Consider the following 18,341-nt stretch of genomic DNA (forward strand, 5'->3'; position numbering starts at 1 on the left):
CGTTGCGACGGCGAGACTGAGTTTGATCGGAAAGACCACCATGCGTCGCCCCCAACGTCTCATCGCCCTGACCGTCCTTACCGCGCTGACCGGCGTCCTCGGCGGCTGCGCCAGCGGCAGCAGCTTCGATCCCTCGGATATGCTCGACTTCCTGGATACGAAGAAGAAGCTCCCGGGCGATCGCAAGCCGGTGTTCCCGGAGGGCGTGCCCGGTCTCGAGCAGGGCGTGCCGAAGGAGCTCTATAAGGGCGCCCAGCAGCAGCCGATGGAGGATCCGGGCGCGCAGACCGCCGCGCCGCCGCCCGCGCCTGAGGAGCCCAAGGGAAAGAAGGGCGCGAAGGGCAGGCAGCAGGCGGCCGTGAGTAATCCGGTGCCCGCCGATCCCCAGGACGGCGAAGCGGCGGCGGTCGAGGAGGGGGCTGCGGCGGTGCCTGCGGCGCCGAAGCCGAAGAAGATCGTCCGTCGCCGTACCACAGCGCCGCCGCCGGATGACGCCGCCCCGGCGCAGCAGCCCGTCCGCCAGTCGGGGGGCCAGTTCCAGGCGCCGGTGCCGAGCGGCTCGTTCAGCCGCTAGGGCGTTAAGCCCGTCCGTCGATCGTCCGATCACCCGTTTCGGTTTTGCGGCCGAATGCGCTAAAGCTGCGCGCCAACGCGCACGGATCATCATGTCTTTCACCATCGCCATCATCGGCCGGCCCAATGTCGGCAAATCGACCCTGTTCAACCGCCTGGTTGGACAGAAGCTGGCGCTCGTCGACGACATGCCCGGCGTCACCCGCGACCGCCGCGAGGGCGAGGCCAAGCTGCACGATCTCAGCTTCACGATCATCGACACCGCCGGCCTCGACGAGGGCCCCAAGGGCTCGCTGACGGCGCGGATGCAGGAGCAGACGGAGACGGCGATTGCGCTCGCTGACGCGCTGTTCTTCGTGATCGATGCCCGAATCGGCCTGACGCCGGCCGACCGCGCCTTCGCCGATTTCGCGCGCCGCGCCGACAAGCCGGTGCTGCTGCTCGCCAACAAGAGCGAGGGTAAGCATGGCGAGCTCGGCGCGATGGAGTCCTACGCGCTCGGCCTCGGCGATCCGATTCAGATCTCGGCCGAGCATGGCGAGGGCATGGGCGAACTCTACGACGCCGTCAGCAAGGTCGTGCCGCCGACGGAGGACGAGGACGACGAGCGCGAGGAGACCGACGAAGAGCGGGCGGCCCGCCCCATCCGCGTCGCCATCGTCGGCCGCCCCAATGCCGGCAAGTCGACGCTGATCAATCACCTGCTCGGCGAGGAGCGGCTGCTGACCAGCCCCGAGGCCGGCACGACGCGCGACTCCATCGCCGTCGAGATCGAGCACAAGGGCCGCGGCTTCCGCGTCTTCGACACCGCAGGTCTTCGCCGCCGCTCGCGGATCGAGGAGAAGCTGGAGAAACTGTCGGTGGCGGATGCGCTGCGCGCGGTGCGGTTCGCCGAGGTCGTGGTGCTGATGATGGATTCGCAGAACCGCTTCGAGGAGCAGGACCTGCGCATCGCCGACCTGATCGAGCGGGAGGGGCGGGCGCTGGTCATCGCGGTCAACAAATGGGACCTGATGGAGGCTCAGCCCGGCCAGATCTCCGCGCTGCGCAGGGACGCCGACCACTGGCTGCCGCAGGTCGCCGGTGCGCCGATCGTCGCGGTCTCCGGCCTGATGGGCGAGGGCATCGACCGGCTGATGCAGGCGATCGTCGAGGCCTACGCGGTCTGGAACCGGCGCGTGCCGACGGCGGCGCTGAACCGCTGGTTCGAAGGCGCCATTGCCAACAATCCGCCGCCTGCCGTGTCGGGCCGCCGCCTCAAGCTCAACTACATCACCCAGACCAAGGCGCGGCCGCCGAGCTTCGTGCTGTTCTGCTCGCGCGCCGACGCGATCCCGCAATCCTACCTTCGCTACCTCGTCAACTCGATGCGCGAGACCTTCGATCTGCCGGGCACGCCGGTGCGCATTACGTTGCGCGAGAAGGCCAACCCGTTCGCCCACAAGCGCAAGCGGCCGAACTGATCCGGGGTTCGCGGACCTCGCTCCGGAATGCCGGGCTGAGAGTGGGTCTCTCTGCATCGTCCTCCTCAATCCGCCGAAAACCCGAACGGCACGGACGACGTCCGGAAATCGTCCGGCAAGATCTCGCGGCCGATCGGCGGTGCCGAGCGGGCGGCGCATTTCGGCCGGTGGCAGACACGGCAGGCTGTGCCGATCGGCGTCGGCGCGCTGGCATCGGGGCCGTGGCCGTCGCGGGTGTAGATCAATTGCCCCGCATGCTCGGCCGCGCAGCCCACCGCAATGGCGCGCTCGACGCGCACCGCGCCGTAGGAGCCGCCGCCGGCGGTCACGGTGCGGGCGATCGAGAAGAAGCGGCGGCCGTCCGGCAACTCCAGCCATTGCGTCACGATCTGGCGCGGCGTCTTGAAGATGCCGTGCACCGACCACAGCGGACAGGCGCCGCCGTGGCGCGCGAACGGAAAGCCCGCGCCGTCGAGTAGTTTTGAGACATTGCCAGCGGGATCGACGCGGATCAGGAAAAACGGGATTTTTTCGGCACCCGGCTTCTGCAGCGTCGTCACACGGTGTGCCGTCTGCTCGAAGCTGGTGCCGAACTGTCGCGCCAGCGCCTCGAGGTCGTAGGACCTTGCATCGACCGCTTTGGCGAAGATCGAATACGGCATGATGATCGCCGCCGCGGCGTAGGCCGCGAGCGCGCGGCGCGCCAGCAGCTCGGCGGTCTTGCTGGCGAACTTGCCATCCTCCAGCGCCGTCCCGATCTCGTTGTCGAGCTCGAGATAAGCGAGCTGCCGCGCCAGCTCGAATTTGAGACTGGCGCTGTCGAGCGAATCCTCGATCAGCAATTGCCGGCGATGCAGATCAAGCCGCCGCAGTGAGCCGAGCATCACATTCGGCGGCATGTAGCGGACTTGCAGCTTGTGCTTCTCGCGAAACCGCTCGATGAAGCCGGACGGGCTCGCCGACACCTGGGGAGAGCCGGTCGCGGAGCCCTGAAAGATCGCCTGCGCCAGCCGTTCGGCTGCGTCGTCGAGCTGAGCGAAGTTGTTGCGGCGGGCCGCGAGGAAGCGGCGGACATCGGCCACGGGATCATTGGCGTCGAACCCCTCGGGCAGCCGCGCGCCGCCGGAGATCGCAGGCGCGCGCTCGGCCAGCGCCAGCTGTTCCTCGCGATAGGCCGTGTAGAGCCGCAGGAAGGCCTCGGCCATGCCGGGATAGCTGACGGCGAGGTCGGAGATCTCGAGCGCAGGGATGTCGATGTCGGAGAACATCGGGTCCTTCAGCACCGACTGCATCCGCGCGGTATGGTCGGCTCCGCCGTCGCCGGCGAGATCGGCGAGGTCGATCTTGTAGGTCCGGGCCAGCCGCAGCAGCATGTCGGCGGTCACAGGCCTCTGGTTCCGCTCCAAGAGGGCGACGTAAGGTGCTGATATTTCGAGGTCCGCGGCCATGTCGGCCTGGGTCAGGCCGAGCTCCCGGCGCAGCCTGCGCAGTCGCGGGCCCATGAAGATCGAGCGTGCCGTGGCGGTACTCATGGCCGGCCATCTCCTGTCTGTAATCTCCTTACAGCTATACACAAGAGATTTGTAAAGTGTGACAAGTTTTCCGCGCAATGTCTGGTCCGCCGGCGCGGGCTGCTTACAACAGGTCCCAGGTTGTCCTTAACCAAGGGATCACGGACATGAACTTCCAACCGCGTGGACTGAACGATCAGGCTCTCCAGGGACCCTCGTCCTACCAGGCCGAGGTCGAGGCGGCGCGTGCGCTGCTCGAGACCAACCCGACCTGGAACGGCGTCACCGCCGAGGCCGTGGCGCGCATGCGCCTGCAGAACCGCTTCAAGACCGGTCTCGACGTCGCCCGCTACACCGCGTCCGTGATGCGCGCCGACATGGCCGCCTACGATGAGGACAGCACCAAGTACACTCAGTCGCTCGGCTGCTGGCACGGCTTCATCGCGCAGCAGAAGCTGATCTCGATCAAGAAGCATTTCGGCAAGACCGACCGCCGCTACCTCTATCTCTCCGGCTGGATGATCGCGGCGCTGCGCTCCGAGTTCGGCCCGCTGCCGGACCAGTCGATGCACGAGAAGACCTCGGTGCCCGCGCTGATCGAGGAGCTCTACACCTTCCTGCGCCAGGCCGACTCGCGCGAGCTGAACGATCTGTTCCGCACCTTGGACGCGGCCCGCAAGGCCGGCGACAAGGCGAAGGAGACCGAGATCATCGCCAAGATCGACGGCTTCCAGACCCACGTCGTCCCTGTCATCGCCGACATCGATGCCGGCTTCGGCAATGCGGAGGCGACCTATCTGCTCGCCAAGAAGATGATCGAGGCGGGTGCCTGCGCGCTGCAGATCGAGAACCAGGTCTCGGACGAGAAGCAGTGCGGCCACCAGGACGGCAAGGTCACCGTGCCGCATGACGTCTTCCTGGCCAAGATCCGCGCCTGCCGCCACGCCTTCCTCGAGCTCGGCGTCGAGGACGGCATCGTCGTCACCCGCACCGACTCGCTCGGTGCCGGCCTGACGCAGCAGATCGCGTTCTCCAGCCAGCCGGGCGATCTCGGCGACCAGTACAACAGCTTCCTCGATTGCGAGGAAGTGACGCCCGAGACCGCGCGCAGCGGCGACGTCATCATCAACCGCAATGGCAAGATGATGCGGCCGAAGCGGCTGCCCTCGAACCTCTATCAGTTCCGTCCCGGCACCGGCGAGGACCGCTGCGTGCTCGACTGCATCACCTCGCTGCAGAACGGCGCCGATCTCCTGTGGATCGAGACCGAGAAGCCGCATATCGAGCAGATCGCCAAGATGGTCGACCGCATCCGCAAGGTGATCCCGAACGCCAAGCTCGCCTACAACAACTCGCCGTCGTTCAACTGGACCCTCAACTTCCGTTGGCAGGTCTATGACGCGATGAAGGAGGCGGGCCAGGACGTCAGCAAGTACAATCGCGCCGAGCTGATGAAGGCGGAGTACGACGACACCCCGCTGGCGAAGGAAGCCGACGAGCGCATCCGCACCTTCCAGGCTGACTCGGCCAAGCGCGCCGGCATCTTCCACCACCTCATAACGCTGCCGACCTACCACACGGCCGCGCTGTCGACCGACAACCTCGCCCGCGAATATTTCGGCGAGCAGGGCATGCTGGGCTACGTCAAGAACGTCCAGCGCGCCGAGATCCGCCAGGGCATCGCTTGCGTCAAGCACCAGAACATGGCCGGCTCCGACATCGGCGACGACCACAAGGAGTACTTCGCCGGCGACAAGGCCCTGAAGGCCGGCGGCGCGCACAACACGATGAACCAGTTCGGCTGATCTCCGCCGGGTGAGTAGCTGGACTGACAGGACCCGTCTGGAGCGGCAACGCTCCAGGCGGGTTTTGCTTGGAGGCATCGACGCCAGACCAGCCCGACGTCAGACCAGGAGGATGTCGTGGCTCGACAGCGTCGGGTGGTTCTGCAAGGTGGCGACCAGCTCATATTGGTTGGCGACGGAGCCGAACGGCTCGGCATACCAGAGCTGGCCGGTCGTGGTCTGATAGTAGAACTGATAGCGCGCATCGCCCACATCGGGCCCAGCGGTCCCCGACGTGAACGACACCACGCCGGGATCATAGACCGGCGCGCCGACGGCGTTGATGTAGGCGGAGCGATCCAGCACGAGCTGATCGGCGTTGGGCTTGAAGTCGGTGATCGTCGCGCCCCAGTTGAAGCCTGCGACGTGAAACAGATTGTCGCCGGCGCCGCCGGTCACCGTGGCGGCCCCGGACTGGATCACGAAGGTGTCGTTGCCATCGGTGCCGTAATACGCGTGCGACTGGTCCGCGCTGATGACCACGCCCGAGCCGGCGCCATTGGCCACAGTGCTGTTGGATCCTGCATCGATGTTGACGACGTTGGTCACCGTCGGCCCGAGCATTGATAGCAACTGCACCGCCCCACTGCTGGTGTCGCGGATCACGAGGCTGCTGCGGCCGGTGCCGTCGAACGTGTCGACCGCGTCTTCCACGATCTGGGTGGCGCCGAGCCGCACCTGATTGCCGCTGTTGTCGTGCACATAGTCGACCGAGAAGATGCCGCCCTGGACGTTCATCGTCCACGTCACAAGGTTGCCGCCGACATTCCACAACAGGTCGGAGATCCCGTCGCCATTGTAGTCGCCGTCGGCGCTGATCAGGGTCGCATTGGTGGCGGGCGAGACGTTGCCGATGATGTTGATGGTCGGATGTCCGTCATGCATCAGCCATTCGACGACGTTGCCGTTGCCGTGATCGTACCAGAGGATGTCGTGGGTGCCGTCGGCATTGAGGTCGGCCTTGGTGTCGAGAATGCTCACCGATGTCGGGATCTTGCCGAAATCGAAGCGCTGCTCGATGTCGCTGCCGTTCATCGCCCATAGCGTGGTCTGGCCGTCATCCATGCCGCGGAACAGGATGTCCGACTTGCCGTCACCGGTGAAATCACTGCTGCCGTCGACGACGCTGTAGCTGGTCGGGATCTGTCCCAGCGGCGTGTAGGCCTTGATGTAAAGGCCGTTCATCTGCCACATCATCAATTGGCCGTCGGTCTCTCCCCGCCACAGCATGTCGGACTTGCCGTCGGCGGAATAGTCGCCGGTGCCGACGACGTCATAGCTTGTCCGCATCCAATTATAGGTCGGGTTGCCGACGACGATGCCATTCGCGCCGGTGAGCCAGTCGATCGCGTGGTCGTTGCTGAGGCTGTGGAACAGCACATCCGTGGTTCCGGAGCCGTCGAAATCGCCGAAGCCCGTGATCTTGTAGGTCGAGGGATAATCCTGGGCGATCTGATAGGTGATGCTGCTGGCCGGAATGCCGTTCTGCATCAGCAGCGTCGTCACGTCGCCGGTCGTCTCATCCTGCAGTAACAGGTCGGAAATTCCGTCATGGTTCAAATCGACTTTGCGTATCGACATTTTGCCCTCAACCCGTCAGCGGTGCCGCACTCTTGGGACCAATTCAATACAGGATCAACGTAGGGCCGGACCAACTCAATACCGGCCTGACGTCAGATGAGCACGGCATCACAGAGCATGATCGGACCATCGGCAGACTAGTCCGCTGCCGGAGTGAAAGCCATCTCCTCTCGGATGCTGGCTTGCCCGGCAATGCGCGTCAAGGTTGCGGATGCGACCAAGCCGACCGCCAACTCGATCCGCCGGTCCGCTCCACCAGGCTGACGCTGTCGTTGCCAACAGCCGGAGCGGCTGTCGCGCGCGCCGCGTGATCGGGTGTTGTGACGCCGGTCCCAAGCGATCCAATCCCAAGCGATCCGATTCCAAGAGAACCGCAGCACCATCCGGGGCCCCTCTCTTACGCAGTCGCTTCAGCGCTCCGCCAGCGCCAGCCGCGCGCCGAGCAGCGCAAAGCCGCCGGCAAACGCCCGGCGCAGCCAGGTCATGACGCGGGGGCGGCTGACGACGCGATCGCGCACGGCGGCGGCGAACAGGCCGTAGAGCACGAACACCGCGAACGTCATCGCCATGAACACAGCCGATAGCTCCAGCATGGCCGCGAGCGGATGCGCCTGGTCGGCTGAGATGAACTGCGGCAGGAAGGCGAGGAAGAAGATCGACAGTTTTGGATTGAGGATGTTGATCAGGAAGCCGGTCAGCACCACCCGCCCGGCCGAGCGCGCGTCATCCCTGGCTTCCACGGACAGCGCACCGCGCTCACCGAGCGTCTGCCAGGCCATGTACAACAGATACGCGACGCCACACCATTTCAGCGCGGCAAAGGCCAGCGCGCTGGTGTGCATGATGGCCGCGAGGCCTATGATCGCAGCCAGCATCGCCGGAATGATGCCGAGCGTGCAGCCGAACGCGGCCGCAATGCTCATTCGCGAGCCCTTGGTCAGCGCCACCGCCAGCGTGTAGAGCACGCCGGTGCCGGGCGAGGCCACCACGATCAGCGAGGTCAGCAGGAAGGCAGTGGACATCGGCGGTCTCCCCAGGTTCGCGGCCGCGAGCGCGGCCGGAGTCTTCAACACCGAACGCCACCATTTCACGCCGCGCCGGCGAACGATAGCCGCCATCTCCGCGACAACGGTCGTTTGGTGGGAAGGCCGACAATGATAGCAGCCAAGGCTTGAAGCCTTGGCTGCCTCTCTGAGCTCCGCGCCCATCGGACCTGACCGCGCAGGCAGTTAGGGCCTGACCACGGGAGCTGGGCTGTTCATCGCGGGTGGGCTGCGAGGATCAACCCTGAGGCGTTGCCGCGGTTTGACGAGGGCAAACTGGGCGGCGAAGGCCAGACCGTAGGCGATGCTGAAGGTCGTTCCCGTCGCCAGGAAGCGCAGCTTGTTGGTGTCCCATGTCGCTCCCTCCGGCGCGACGAGCGTGAGGAGCGAGGGCAGCAGCAGAAACACCACGCCGAGCGAAAACGCGAGACAATTGAGAAGCCTCCAGACAATTCTGCCAGCAGACATGTCGATGTCGGGCAGATCCGGGCAGGTCTGCCGGTCCAGGTAGTAGGAAATGTACACGGACACCAGCGCCGGGCCCAAGCCCCACCTGAGCATCCGGAAATAGAGTTCGGAGAACGGAAGCGCCCGCGACGCATCCTCGCCGAAGAAATGCACCGCCAGAGCGAGTCCGAAAGGCCCGGCGGCAAAGGCGACGAGAAAGCTCCAGCAATACGTGACCATCAGAGATTGGTTCATCGCCGGCACCAGCTCGCTCGTCGCAAGGCGAAGCAGCAGCACCAAGGTGATCGCGAAGCCGAAATTCGACATGGAGTACAGGACCCAGGCCAGCATCCGGTCTGAAGCCTGACCCATGACGAGGCCCTTTCCGTTGAGAGCATCAAAGGTCACGGCCGACAGGTAGACGCCGAGATGCGCCGCTGCGATCAGCGCCACCGCATAGATCGTCCAGTAATGCAGCGGGTTCTGCAGACGCGGCGGGACGATGACCACGCCGAACTCGTAGGCTTCCTTGCAGAGGTCTCGTCGCGAGGCGTTGCGGTAGATCAGATAGCAGGCGATGAGCCGCGCGAAGCGGGTGTGGAGGTTCTTGATCTTCTGGGCGAAGTCGGCCATCGCGAGGTTTGCGGCAGAGCCCGCTTTCCACTGCTCCATCGTCCACGCCGTCTGGTCGAATTCGGCGATCAGCTTTTCGAATCCGAAGCTGTCCTCGATGAAGAAGGTGGCATCGTTGCCGGCTTCGTGACCTCGTTCAAGCCACCACTTCATGTAGCAGATCTCGGCCCACAAGCGATCAGGCGTGAGGTAGTCCTTCTGAAAGTCGCGCTCGGTCAGCGCGCGCGAGCTCGCGACGACCTGCGCAATGGTCTGGGGGGACACGCGCAACGCAAATCGGATCTGGGCGATGATTTCCTTTGCGAGCTGGGGAACGCTGATCCAGAGATGGATCACGTCGCGCATCCCGAGCAGCAGATTCCAGTCGGCTTCCTTGGTGAGCAAATAGAGGTAGATGGCGCCGATGGCAACGACGACGACGATATAGGATGCGGAATTCTGCTTGACGGCTTGCAGAATGGGTTCGGGAATGATGCCGGATGGCGTCATTGCCAGGATCGGCTGATGCTCCTGGACGAGAACCAGGAAGACGGCGCATGCGAAAAGTGTGTAGGCGATGCTTCCGAGTAGGTATTGCGAGCGATTGGTCATGTAGCGCGGAATGGTCGGGAATTCGTCGACAGCGACGTCCCGTCCGAAGGCCCGCCAAGCCAGCCGGGCTGCCGTCGCCAATCCCAGCAGCGTGATGGCCCAATGGGTCACGACCGATGCGTCGATTTGAGGGGAGGCCGTCGGCGTGAGCTGCGCGAGGGCAGGGGACGCGGCCAACAGCGGGACCAGGTTGAACAGGAGGATGCGACGTAGGCGAACCATGACCGACACTCCAACATGTTGCGTGAAAGTTGCGACAGGGATCGTAAGTCCGGCCCGGCCGGAACCCGTGTGAGAAATGCGTGAATTATCCTGCGCGCGGCGCGGCCGTCAGACGGTCTCGCTGTCCATCATGGTCGTCCTCCCGAGCGGGCGGAGCGGGCCGCTCTCCTTGCCGCAGTTCGCTGCGTCCGGCCACGATCCGAGCGCCGGAACAAGACACGGGGGTCATCGGCACCTCCCTGATGATGCGAGAGATGATCGGGACCGGGAGAGACGCGGGCGGGGGCCATGATGAAGCATCGTCGCGGCGCGTGTCGCGCCCGAGCTTTGCCGGTCGTTTCGCCCTCTGCACAGAGGGCGCGGGGAATGCCGGGCTGCTGGCCGCAACCCATGGCCCGCCTGCAGAAGAAAAAGCAGGCGGCAGTCACCACAGGTTCAGCCGGATCAACCCGGCATTCCCCGCGCGATGGTCTTCACGCTTATACGCGCTCTCCCCGGTGTCCGGCTTGATAGCCACCGTCGCCCTCAGGCTCATCCTGCCGAAAGCTTGGCGCCAGCCTCGGGGCGCCAGGACCACGCGATTTCACGTCCGCAAGCAGTCGTTCGTCCGCGTACATAACCACGCTGCGACCAGCCTGCGGCCACCGCTCCCCGCGCCCAACGTCCGTGACGATCGCGATCCGCCCCTCTCGAGGAGCACGGGATGGGGGAGTGTGTAGCATGAAATTCGGAAATATGGAAGTCGATTTTTCGCGCAAGGACTGGACAGGGGGGGCCCTGGCAGATGATGGCGTCCTCGCCCAAGCGCGGTGCCAAGACGTTCGCGGACGATCGCCGTGAAGCCGATGGAGTCCTCCATTTCGGCCCCGCGGCTTGATCTCGCGCTGGAGTTGAGGTTCAGTGCCGCCCCGGGGGAGGCGGGCTCATGCGATATTTATTGTTGATTTTCTTGGCCGGGCCATTGCTGACCGGCTGCTTCAGGTCGTCGGAAGAGATACGGGCCGAACTCGCGGCCAAGGATGACCAGGAATGCCGGAGCTACGGGGCTCAGCCGGGCTCGCCAGCCTATGTGCAGTGCCGGGCGACGCGTGCATCGGCCCACGAGGCGGCAGACGCCGCCTTGGTCGCGGCGGTCTCAGCTCCCCGCGCCCAACGTCCATGACGATGCGATCCGCCCCTAGCGAGGAGCAAGGGACGAGCGCAACCAATCATGAAATTCTGAAAAAGTGAATCCAAATGTTTTCGCGCTGACGATTGGATAGGGGTGATCTTGTTGGTTGGCCTCATGAAATGAGTTTTTCTGCGTATTCTCACAGCACATCCTGAAAGCGCCGTGCCCTCGCACATGATCCGGACGCTGCCGCATGAAGGCCCGCCGGTGGCTGCAATCTGTGCGAGTATCGAACGCATCGCCCTGGCATTGATCGCGAGGAAGGTTGCGGCGGCGCAACGGCATCATGTCGATGACTCCAGAGTTTCCCGCCGCCGGCGATTGTCTGATGCATCCCATACAATCGATCTATTCGATGCCGGGGGATGGCAGCGACTGTGTCCTGCCCGCAACGTAGTTGGTTTTTGATAGTCGATCTAATCCCCCCGAGGTTGCGGCTATTGTTCCCCAGTTCCGCCCCTGCTACCGCTGGTCGACGAGAGTTGGGGATGCCGTGGGGGCTCAGATGAAGTGTTTGCGTTGGCCAGCCGGCTGGCTGGCCATGATTGGCGTAGCGTGTCTTGGTGGGTGTGCTGCGCCGCTCGCGGTCAATAACGTGACCGACATCAGGTCGACCACGGGCAGCCGAGGGATCGACGTCTACGAGGCGAAGCGCCGAACCGACCCGAGCGTGCCCGAGTTCGCGGGCGATCAGCTCGTGGAAGTGCGGACGTTCCACAATCCCGGCGGCGGCGGCGAGGTCGAGATGGCCGGCGCGTCCTGCTTACTGGAAGCCTCCGGCTTCACGGCAACCATGACGACCCCCGCAAAGGTGCGCGTGCCGCTCTACCGCGGACAGTCGAGCACGCTGGCCGTGACCTGCCAGAAGGCCGGCTATCAAAAGCGGATGATCACCGTCGCACCGATCGACGCGACGCGCCAAGCTCGCCTCGCCAGCGGCGTCAATGGCGGCATCCTCGGTGCTGTCATCGTGGCAGGCATTGATGCTGCCGCCGACAATACGAAGAACGACTGGCGCTATCCGGTGGCGAAGGTGGTGTTGGAGGCCGATGCGCCGCGGTAGAGAAGGGGGAGCGGATCGTGTGTCACTGGCGGTTACGGTAGTTGCGGAGACAGCGCATGAAACTGCTGCGCGGGAACGTATTCGATGCGCTCAATCGAGGCACAGAAGCAATTTCGGATTTAACGAATCTTCACCGTAGTCCAGGACAAACTCGATTCGATAGTGCGAGCCGTGCTGGGGATGTGCCGTAGAAAGTTGGAGTTATTCACCGCTCGGTAAGAAATGCGGACAAATTGGGTAGAGAGAATTTTTTATGTTGCCATGGCTCGGCAAATCAGTCCTATCAACCTTTGAGCCCTGAGAACTGATTTCACCGGCTCTCCAAGAGTTTCAATGGAGAGCTATGTCATGAATCAGACGCCTAAATTCCAAATCAGGTTCTGGAAGATCGACGTCAGCGCCGAAGGGGGGCTCGGCATCTTGGCCGCGTGCTTTCTGGTGATCTTCCTTGTCGCTGCCTACAGGTGGTTCTAGCACGGTTGACGATCTGAGCCATTCGGCTCAGGATTTGACCATGCAAACAACTTTGTCTGTGAATTTCGGCGGTAAGCACAAAGGCGCTGGCCGCTGAAGGGCAGTGGGCGCTATAGCAAACCTATCAAGCCCGTGCGGTCCCGCACATCGGGATGCCCCTGAAATGTTTATCTGGGAGTATTGCGATGATCAGAATTCGAATTCCATGGATGTTTGATGTTATCAATGCAATCAATGATCTTGATAATGTAAAGGAGGGTGAGACCAGGATTGCCTGGCCTACCTTGTTCAATGCGCAGAACCAGATTGAAACTGTATTTTTCAAAAGCCCATACTCATCCCATTTGCGAGTTTCTAGAGAGCTGGCGAACGATCTCTATCAGCATATCATTGAAATGCTGGGACAAGGGCCCGACAAAAAGGAATCGGTAAACTCGTTTGAAGTCTGGATGCTTACTTATAAGCGAGACGCGTTCAAGCCGGTCTTTATCTCGGAAGTCAGTAATTTTCCGTCTTTCTTAGTTGTTGAAAAGGAAGGGTACGACGTCAATTTGCTAATCGCGGACGGCGCCCGCCTGTTTCCGACTACCCTGAGCGCAAAAGCTCCGGAAGCTTTGCGTGACGCGAAAGAAGTAGGAAAGGCGATTGCCTTTGAGCTACCAACCGCGGCGGGTTTTCATATTTTCCGGGTCGTTGAATCTGTACTCAAGCGATACTGGGATCATGTGACCAACGGAAAGCCGCGTCCAAAGTTGGAAACCATCGGCACTTTTGCACAGGCTCTGGAAGACAATCATGCTGGTGACGCCAAAGTATGGGAGTCTTTGAAACAGCTTGGTAAACTTCATCGAAATCCGCTCATTCACCCCGAGGTCATTCTCGATGTCGGTGAAGAAATCGAAATCCTAGGTATCTCGCGGAGCGTGGTCGGCGCCATGCTTAAGGTGATGCCCGATGTGCCCACGACGACTGCTGTCGTCCCGACATTGTAGTAGATCAAGAGTTGAGGGTATGGTCACCGTAGTCCAGCGCGCGAAATGGGTAGCCTGGACGTCTTCGAAGATCGCAAATGAAGTATCTTCAATTGCCCCGGTCAGGCAGGACTCGGTCGTAAACGGCACGGCACTCGATCAGCTTGATGATCCGATGATGCCCTTGCGCTGCAGGTCGTCGAAAATTGCTGCAACTGAGCTTGAAGCGTTTGCGCCGTCGCCAACGAATAGAAGTCCGCCGGCATTGACCTGACCATTGCCGACCCAGAGATTCCGCCCGGTGCTTGCCTCCAGAAGCCGGGCTGTAAACGTGGTCTGACGTTTGTAGCGGTAGGTCGGCGTCGCCGTTGCAGTGATCGTGCCCGATGATGTGCCATTCATGGATATCGTCGAGGTGTTGCCGAACGTATTGACGATCCCGCTTGCGCTGGATGTGCCGGAATATTGGCCTGACAAGATCGTGCCGGCGTATTGTTGCTGCACGCCGCTATCGCCCACGCTGATGACGAGAACGCCCTCGATCGCGTCGCGCGCAAGGCCCTGCTGAACTTCGGCGTTGGTGTAGGTCCGTGTCGGAGGAAACAGCATCAGTGCGTCGTCAGCGACGACGCCGCGTTTCCGGGCCTCATCAGCGATATTGGTCTGAATGCTTGATACGAGAGGTCCGGGTCCGGAGACATAAGCGACCATGCGGCCGATCGGCTTTGCCGGCAGTTGTCGGTCTGCATATCCCTGCATGGATGTCGTGATGCAGCCCGGCAGGGCGATGGCAGCCAACAGAACGCCGACGAGTGTTCTTGCCCAATTCATCGAAGCGCCCCGGAAAAATCAAAAAATCTGCAACGCCTATTTGTGCCCCGGATCGACCAAACAGGCCAGCAGTCATGTGGAAAACCGGCCGCCCAACCGATCCAGCAATAAGCCCGAAGATCTCTCGCAGGTAGACCGGTATTGATCTGATGTCTTGGTGAGCGCGCCGGGACTCGAACCCGGGACCCCATGATTAAAAGGAGGGGTGTCGGCCGGTTTTCGTGAATGATTTCAATGCTGCGGGTTGACAAACCTCGTGGGAAATTCTGCCGGAACATGCCCCAGAAAGTGGGGGTTTGCCAACCCTCTCACACGTTCTGGCTAGGGCTCTGCTTGGGTTTTGGCGGCCACTCACCAGTCCATAGCCAGATGCCAAGCTTGGAGTCATGGCGATACTGTCCAATGTACAGGCCGTGCGTCATCACTGGCACGTTGACCGTCGGGCATCGATTGACCATGAGCTTGCCGTCGTTCGGGCCGCCGCAGCAAAGGCCGCTGTAGGATATCTCGCTCATCGGCTCAATCCTTCGCCTTCCCCAACACATGCACCCGCTGCGCGGCCCAGCCGCTCTCGAGGATCCGCATCGCCGAGCGGGCTAGGCGGAAGCGGCTGACCTCTTTCGAATAGTGGTGCACCATCGCGGCGCTCATGCCGACGATCGCGCTGACCTGCTCCTCGGTGCAGCCGACCTCGAGCAGCATGTTGACGGCGTTCTTGCGCAGGCCGTGGAACACGAGCCTGTTGTCGCGAAACAGCTTGAGCTCCTTTTTGTCGAGCTCTCGGCCCCAGGCGGTCTTGAAGCCCTCGTAGCTCCACGGCACGCCGTCAGCGCGCAGGTGCAGGCGGAGCTGCTCGGGCATCGGCTCGGCCTCGGCCTTGTCGCCGGCGGCCTTGTCATTGGCCGCTTTGGCCGTAGAGGCGGCCGCGTCGATCAGGGCCCGGTACTCGGAATGGATCTGGACCGGCACACGCAACTCGGTCTTCTGCGCCACCAGCGGCATCTCGGTGGCGCCGGCCTTGGGGCGGATCATCTTGAGCACGTCGACCTTGCGCTGGCCGGTGAACAGCCCGGAATAGACCGCCAGATGCAGGTCGACGCGGGCATGGGCGAAGAACAGATCGAATGCTTCCGGCGGCCAGGGCGAGTAGGTGCCATCCGATTCGACCGCCTCGGTGTGCTCGACCGGGTTGTCGTTGCGGTAGCCGCGCGGAATGCCCCAGGAGACCAGCCGGCTCAACGTGGCGCGGAACGCGCGGCCGGCGGCGGGGATGTCGCGAAACGCCTTGTCCAGCACGCCCTGGACCTCGACGGCGGTCAGAGCGGCGACGGGGTCATTGCCCCAGGCGGCCTCGATGGTTCGGATGTAGCGGTCGTATTGCTCGCGGGTGGCGTCGCTCAGGTCGCCATAGGCGCGGGATTCGCGGAACTCGATGACCAGGCCTGAAAAGGTCTTGGCGACGCCGGCGGCGAGCCTGCGGCCGAGCTCATCGGCCTTGTCGACAGCGGCCCAGAAGGCCGCGCAATCGGCCGGCGCGGGCAGGGGATGCGTCCGGCCGCTGACGTCGATGAACGTCCAGATCCAGGCGCCGGCCGCATCCTGGGCCGCCGCAAGCCGCGACAGCTGCGTGGCGCGGCGGGCGAACTCCTCCGACAGCGGCTCGGCCGGAATGCGCAGCCGCGGCCAGGCGCGCGGCGTGCGGCGGTGCTTCTCGAAATAGAAGATCGGCTTGCAGCCGGGCTTGCCGGCGGCGCGGACGTAATCAGGCAGCGCCACCATGCCGCCTCCGCCCCGCGGTCTGCCGTTCTTTGGCTGCACAGAAGCGCTCCACCCTGCCGAGGCTGTCGCCCGGGCCGTTGTCACTGGCGGCAGGTTGCAGAGACGGCGGCGCACTTGTCAATTCCGGCAGCGCCTGGTCGCGGCCGCGGTGCCGCTCGGCGCGCCAGCGATCGATCGCCTCGAGGTCGAACATCCCGGTCGTCGGATCGGCGGCCGGGAAGCCGCGCGCCAGCAGCTCCGGCAGCTTCTCGCGAAACTGCGCCTCGGTGAGGTGCAGCCGGCGCGCCGCCTTTTCCGCCGGCACGTCGGCGGGGTCGACGCGGAAGCGAAGGGTGGAGGAGGTGGGCGCGCGGGAGGTCATGGGCAGGCGCTCAATCCATGCGGCCGAGTTTTGCTTCGCATCGCTTGCATTTTGTCCATGTGCCGACGTCCCGCAGCGCGCCGACCTTGACCTCCCAGACGCCGCAAAGAGCGGCAGCATAAGAAAGCTGATCGCGCGTGTAGTAGTGAGCGGCACCCCACTTGCCGAGAACGCAGGCCCAGCCCTTCGTAAACCCCTCGATCGGTCCGCCGGACATCATTGTCGCAATCCTCAATGTTCTTCGATCACGATCGCCCGGCCGTGTTGATCTCGATCTGCCGCAGTAGATCGTCCAGCGTGCCAGCCAGGGCTTTCTGCTCCAGGCCCGCCGTGCCGCCGATCTTGCCCGCGAGCGCATGCGACACGATGGCAAGCTTCTTCAGCGCGACGATATCGATGCCGGTGATAGAGATCGCGACGGTGACGGTGTCGGTGAGGCCGATCATGCTGCGACTCCGGCTTGGCCTGCGCAAATTTGCGCAGGCTTCGGATCGAACCGCACATGCACGCCGTCCGGCCCGACCATCTCCAGCTCGTGCGGGACGCGGCGGCATTCGGCTTCGGCCTCGGCCTTGGTGTATTTGCCGGCGCTGATGCGGTCGTCGGTGTATCCCTGATATTGCGCGCGGTACCAGGCATGCTTATCGCGGGCCCAGATCATCCAGATCGGCTCGGCGCCGAACAGGATGGCCTTGAGCAGCTCGGCGCGGCGGAAGGCCATGCGCTGCACGGCGAGCGCCAGCTCGCCCTCCAGCCGCTTGCGGCGGGCGCGGGTGTTGAGCTTGGCGCGCAAATCGGCCGGCTGGCTCGTGTGGAGGCTGCCGCAGGATTGGTTGAAGAGCTCGCCGCCGGCGACGACCCACCACATGCTGTTGATGTGATAATAGGCTGTGCCCCTGACGATGCGCCCCCGGCGGTCGGCGATCCAGACGGTCTGGCCGTGCTCCAGCAGCGCGCCATCAGCGGATCTGCGATTGGAGTCGTAGTCGCAGCGCGGGCGTCCCAGGGCCTTGTCGGTGTGCCAGCTCTCGGCGTAACCGCGCGCGATGCGCTGCAGGGCCGGCTCATCGGGGCCGGCCGTGCGGGAGACGATCACCGGCGCCAGCGTCCCAAGCCAGGCGGCGACGCGGCGAAACTCCAACTCGACGCGGAGGCGATCGAGATAGGCCATGCGGCGCAACTTGTCGGAATCGTAGCGTCGGCCGTTGCAGTTGATCTGCGGCGCGGTCTCCGACCAGAACTCGATTTCGACAACGCGGCCGGCGATCCTGATCGCGCAATGAAGCGTGCCGCTTGTGCCGAGACGGTGGTCGCGGCTGATGCTGCGATAATGCTGGAGCACCTGAGGATCCGCCTTGATCGACCAGCCTCGCTTCGTCATGGCGCGGATCAACGGCGCGTAGATCGCGGTGCGCAGGGTCGGATCGTTGGCGTTGTCCTGCCAGATGCCGAGATGGGCATCGTGGATGTGGACGGACAGGGCAGGACGCATGGGGCGGGAAGGTGAGGCGGTCATGGGGTGGACGAAGCCTCCGGCTTTGCCTCTGGCCAATAGCTTTCCGGCGGCTCACCATCTTCGCCCAGCGTCCGGTGACAATTGGGAAAGCGTTCGCGGCGCAGCTTGATGCCTTGGTTGCGGGCATCATAGAGATCGAGCGCTTCAATGCTTTCCCAACTCTGCCCCCAGGGCTGTTCAAGGCCGCCTTGACTTTCAAAATAGGCCCCGACCTTGGTGTAGACGCCCGCTTCGTTGATCAGCAGATAGAACCTCGGCATTGAATTC

General features: G+C 63.5%; 17 protein-coding genes. 5 read left to right on the forward strand and 12 right to left on the reverse strand.

Annotated features, from left to right (window positions below):
* The first annotated feature begins 40 nt into the window (after positions 1-40).
* Both NLR35_RS00570 and der read left to right on the forward strand, forming a co-directional pair.
* Positions 41-574 (forward strand): hypothetical protein, encoded by a 534-nt coding sequence (locus tag NLR35_RS00570; protein ID WP_257164620.1) that lies wholly within the window; start codon positions 41-43, stop codon positions 572-574.
* Positions 575-665: 91 nt separating this feature from the next.
* Positions 666-2,036: a ribosome biogenesis GTPase Der gene (der, locus tag NLR35_RS00575; protein ID WP_257164621.1), complete on the forward strand. Its 1,371-nt coding sequence runs from the start codon at positions 666-668 to the stop codon at positions 2,034-2,036.
* Between the two features lie 65 nt (positions 2,037-2,101).
* On the opposite strand, the gene NLR35_RS00580 is transcribed toward der, so the two are convergent.
* Entirely contained in the window at positions 2,102-3,568 is a 1,467-nt protein-coding gene (locus NLR35_RS00580; protein WP_257164622.1) for a short-chain fatty acyl-CoA regulator family protein, read from the reverse strand.
* Between the two features lie 146 nt (positions 3,569-3,714).
* Between NLR35_RS00580 and NLR35_RS00585 the strand changes: the two genes are divergently transcribed.
* Positions 3,715-5,352: an isocitrate lyase gene (locus NLR35_RS00585; RefSeq protein ID WP_257164623.1), complete on the forward strand. Its 1,638-nt coding sequence runs from the start codon at positions 3,715-3,717 to the stop codon at positions 5,350-5,352.
* A 99-nt stretch (positions 5,353-5,451) separates the two neighbouring features.
* Here the strand turns inward: NLR35_RS00585 and NLR35_RS00590 are convergent, their stop codons facing one another.
* From NLR35_RS00590 to NLR35_RS00600, 3 genes are all read right to left on the reverse strand, one after another.
* The gene (locus NLR35_RS00590; protein ID WP_257164624.1) at positions 5,452-6,972 is read right to left on the reverse strand and encodes a VCBS repeat-containing protein; all 1,521 of its coding nucleotides are present in this window, start codon (positions 6,970-6,972) and stop codon (positions 5,452-5,454) included.
* A gap of 410 nt (positions 6,973-7,382) precedes the next feature.
* Entirely contained in the window at positions 7,383-7,994 is a 612-nt protein-coding gene (locus NLR35_RS00595) for a LysE family translocator (protein WP_257164625.1), read from the reverse strand.
* Positions 7,995-8,201: 207 nt separating this feature from the next.
* Entirely contained in the window at positions 8,202-9,908 is a 1,707-nt protein-coding gene (locus NLR35_RS00600; protein WP_374940785.1) for a hypothetical protein, read from the reverse strand.
* Positions 9,909-11,593: 1,685 nt separating this feature from the next.
* Between NLR35_RS00600 and NLR35_RS00605 the strand changes: the two genes are divergently transcribed.
* Both NLR35_RS00605 and NLR35_RS00610 read left to right on the forward strand, forming a co-directional pair.
* A complete protein-coding gene (locus tag NLR35_RS00605) occupies positions 11,594-12,142 on the forward strand; it encodes a hypothetical protein (protein ID WP_257164627.1) in 549 nt (182 codons plus the stop codon).
* A 659-nt stretch (positions 12,143-12,801) separates the two neighbouring features.
* Positions 12,802-13,608 (forward strand): hypothetical protein, encoded by an 807-nt coding sequence (locus tag NLR35_RS00610; RefSeq protein WP_257164628.1) that lies wholly within the window; start codon positions 12,802-12,804, stop codon positions 13,606-13,608.
* A gap of 138 nt (positions 13,609-13,746) precedes the next feature.
* Here NLR35_RS00610 and NLR35_RS00615 read toward each other — a convergent pair whose 3' ends face one another.
* From NLR35_RS00615 to NLR35_RS00650, 8 genes are all read right to left on the reverse strand, one after another.
* Complete coding sequence (locus tag NLR35_RS00615; protein WP_257164629.1) at positions 13,747-14,385, reverse strand: hypothetical protein; 639 nt, start codon at positions 14,383-14,385, stop codon at positions 13,747-13,749.
* A gap of 341 nt (positions 14,386-14,726) precedes the next feature.
* Positions 14,727-14,933 carry a hypothetical protein gene (locus tag NLR35_RS00620; RefSeq protein ID WP_257164630.1) on the reverse strand — a complete coding sequence of 69 codons (207 nt, stop codon included), beginning with the start codon at positions 14,931-14,933 and terminating at the stop codon, positions 14,727-14,729.
* A gap of 4 nt (positions 14,934-14,937) precedes the next feature.
* Positions 14,938-16,197, reverse strand: a complete 1,260-nt coding sequence (locus tag NLR35_RS00625) for an integrase (RefSeq protein WP_257164631.1) — start codon at positions 16,195-16,197, stop codon at positions 14,938-14,940.
* Positions 16,181-16,558, reverse strand: coding sequence for a hypothetical protein (locus NLR35_RS00630; RefSeq protein ID WP_257164632.1), 378 nt, complete (start codon positions 16,556-16,558; stop codon positions 16,181-16,183). Before NLR35_RS00630 ends, NLR35_RS00625 begins: the two co-directional genes overlap by 17 nt.
* Positions 16,559-16,568: 10 nt before the next feature.
* On the reverse strand, positions 16,569-16,778 hold the full coding sequence (locus tag NLR35_RS00635; RefSeq protein ID WP_257164633.1) for a hypothetical protein: 210 nt from the start codon (positions 16,776-16,778) through the stop codon (positions 16,569-16,571).
* A 25-nt stretch (positions 16,779-16,803) separates the two neighbouring features.
* On the reverse strand, positions 16,804-17,004 hold the full coding sequence (locus NLR35_RS00640) for a hypothetical protein (protein WP_257164634.1): 201 nt from the start codon (positions 17,002-17,004) through the stop codon (positions 16,804-16,806).
* A complete protein-coding gene (locus NLR35_RS00645) occupies positions 17,001-18,074 on the reverse strand; it encodes a hypothetical protein (protein WP_257164635.1) in 1,074 nt (357 codons plus the stop codon). The genes NLR35_RS00640 and NLR35_RS00645 overlap by 4 nt, the downstream gene beginning before the upstream one ends.
* Positions 18,071-18,334, reverse strand: coding sequence for a hypothetical protein (locus NLR35_RS00650; RefSeq protein ID WP_257164636.1), 264 nt, complete (start codon positions 18,332-18,334; stop codon positions 18,071-18,073). The genes NLR35_RS00645 and NLR35_RS00650 overlap by 4 nt, the downstream gene beginning before the upstream one ends.
* Positions 18,335-18,341 lie beyond the last annotated feature (7 nt).

It is taken from the genome of Bradyrhizobium sp. SRS-191 (assembly GCF_024586915.1).
Lineage (GTDB): Bacteria > Pseudomonadota > Alphaproteobacteria > Rhizobiales > Xanthobacteraceae > Bradyrhizobium.

Excerpts from the sequence above, each read along its gene's own strand:
- der (WP_257164621.1), top strand. The coding sequence starts at position 666 with ATGTCTTTCACCATCGCCATCATCGGCCGGCCCAATGTCGGCAAATCG.
- NLR35_RS00610 (WP_257164628.1), top strand. The coding sequence starts at position 12,802 with ATGATCAGAATTCGAATTCCATGGATGTTTGATGTTATCAATGCAATC.
- NLR35_RS00650 (WP_257164636.1), bottom strand. The coding sequence starts at position 18,334 with ATGCCGAGGTTCTATCTGCTGATCAACGAAGCGGGCGTCTACACCAAG.
- NLR35_RS00620 (WP_257164630.1), bottom strand. The coding sequence starts at position 14,933 with ATGAGCGAGATATCCTACAGCGGCCTTTGCTGCGGCGGCCCGAACGAC.
- NLR35_RS00625 (WP_257164631.1), bottom strand. The coding sequence starts at position 16,197 with ATGGTGGCGCTGCCTGATTACGTCCGCGCCGCCGGCAAGCCCGGCTGC.
- NLR35_RS00630 (WP_257164632.1), bottom strand. The coding sequence starts at position 16,558 with ATGACCTCCCGCGCGCCCACCTCCTCCACCCTTCGCTTCCGCGTCGAC.
- NLR35_RS00640 (WP_257164634.1), bottom strand. The coding sequence starts at position 17,004 with ATGATCGGCCTCACCGACACCGTCACCGTCGCGATCTCTATCACCGGC.
- NLR35_RS00595 (WP_257164625.1), bottom strand. The coding sequence starts at position 7,994 with ATGTCCACTGCCTTCCTGCTGACCTCGCTGATCGTGGTGGCCTCGCCC.
- NLR35_RS00600 (WP_374940785.1), bottom strand. The coding sequence starts at position 9,908 with ATGGTTCGCCTACGTCGCATCCTCCTGTTCAACCTGGTCCCGCTGTTG.
- NLR35_RS00580 (WP_257164622.1), bottom strand. The coding sequence starts at position 3,568 with ATGAGTACCGCCACGGCACGCTCGATCTTCATGGGCCCGCGACTGCGC.
- NLR35_RS00590 (WP_257164624.1), bottom strand. The coding sequence starts at position 6,972 with ATGTCGATACGCAAAGTCGATTTGAACCATGACGGAATTTCCGACCTG.
- NLR35_RS00645 (WP_257164635.1), bottom strand. The coding sequence starts at position 18,074 with ATGACCGCCTCACCTTCCCGCCCCATGCGTCCTGCCCTGTCCGTCCAC.
- NLR35_RS00585 (WP_257164623.1), top strand. The coding sequence starts at position 3,715 with ATGAACTTCCAACCGCGTGGACTGAACGATCAGGCTCTCCAGGGACCC.
- NLR35_RS00635 (WP_257164633.1), bottom strand. The coding sequence starts at position 16,778 with ATGATGTCCGGCGGACCGATCGAGGGGTTTACGAAGGGCTGGGCCTGC.
- NLR35_RS00570 (WP_257164620.1), top strand. The coding sequence starts at position 41 with ATGCGTCGCCCCCAACGTCTCATCGCCCTGACCGTCCTTACCGCGCTG.